We start from the raw sequence: 1,352 nt of genomic DNA, 5'->3' as shown, positions 1-1,352 counted from the left end.
CGCACGTCCGAGTAGGAAACGGTTGGTGAAACAACCGGTTTCGTCAGGTAGACATACCCTGCGAAACAGAAATACTTGCAACTTTCAGGTCGCACATCCAAAGAACCATTGGTTTCCCTTCTTAGTTTGGTGCATTTCTGGATCACGTGATTTGGCTTTATTTTTGGTCGAGCTAGCGGCTTCAATAATAGTCGCGTCAACGATGGTGCCTTCTTTGAAGTAAATACCTGAGTCTGATAGCCATTTGTGGACTTCTTTAAATAGTTTTCGTCCAAGCTTATGCTTTTCCAGTAAGTGCCTGAAATTCATAATAGTCGTGTGATCAGGTATCGCACCTTCTAAGGATAACCCAGCAAAAAGCCGCATTGAGGTAATCTCATAAAGAGCGTCTTCCATTGCAGGGTCTCCCATGTTGTACCAGTTCTGCATAAAGTGAATGCGCAACATGGTAGACAAAGGATATGGGCGACGTCCGTTACCTGCTTTTGGATAGAAGGGTTCAATTTGGGCTTCAAGCTGCTGCCAAGGAATCAATTCATCCATGCGACCAAGAAAGAGTTCTTTGCGAGTCTTGCGGCGTTTGCTGGTAAATTCGGTGTCGGCGAAGGAAAGCTGGTTCATGATCGGTAGGCGTCGTAGTTGTCTTAAGTCGGCGAGATTATCTCATGTTACCGACTTAATCGCATGTTCCCTTGATGAAACGTTCTATAGTTTCTTATAGAAACCTTATATCGATAAAAAGCACGACAGGTTACATTAACCTGTCGTGTTTTTATTTTAAACCTGATGTTTTATTTTTTCTTTTTTGAAAACTAAAAAATAGGTGAATATACAGGTTAATATTATAAAAAATAAACTATCAAGATTTGTGAAGAATATACTCGGGTCTCCGTCGTTTAAACTCATTGAACGTCTGAAATATTGCTCTAGTCCTGGTCCTAAAACATACCCAAGTAGTAATGGAACTGTTGGATAATTATTGGCTCTCATTAGAAAGGCAATCAAGCCAAAAACAATAGCCATAGACATTTGGAACATCGAGTAAGTGGCCACATAACTACCTACAATGGCAACTACAGCAATACACGGATATAAAATAGATCGTTTGATAGAGACTATTTTTATAAAATAAGGGCCTAATATAAAGAGTGTCAAAGGTATTAATATTAATGCACTTATGAAAAGAGAGGCAAACATAGGCGCAATCATATCAACTTGGTTTTCTAATAACCGAACACCAGGTTGAAGGCCATTAATCCTGAATTCAAGTCCGAAGTGCGACACTTTCACTTCAAGCAACTAAGCACATTTCTTTAAACACTACGGCTGGTTGCTTGAACCCTAAACACTTC

1 protein-coding gene and 1 pseudogene are annotated in these 1,352 nt (G+C 39.9%); both read right to left on the bottom strand.

The features are described from left to right. Positions 1-96: 96 nt before the first annotated feature. A pseudogene (locus tag DFP77_RS19400) lies at positions 97-624 on the bottom strand (IS5 family transposase); the annotation flags it as partial. 153 nt (positions 625-777) lie between these two features. After that, positions 778-1,290 (bottom strand): tripartite tricarboxylate transporter permease, encoded by a 513-nt coding sequence (locus tag DFP77_RS19395; protein WP_258861233.1) that lies wholly within the window; start codon positions 1,288-1,290, stop codon positions 778-780. Positions 1,291-1,352: the final 62 nt, after the last annotated feature.

The organism is Marinomonas foliarum (genome assembly GCF_003337275.1).
In the GTDB taxonomy this organism is placed as follows: domain Bacteria; phylum Pseudomonadota; class Gammaproteobacteria; order Pseudomonadales; family Marinomonadaceae; genus Marinomonas; species Marinomonas foliarum.
This window is presented reverse-complemented; position numbering and strand designations above follow the sequence as displayed.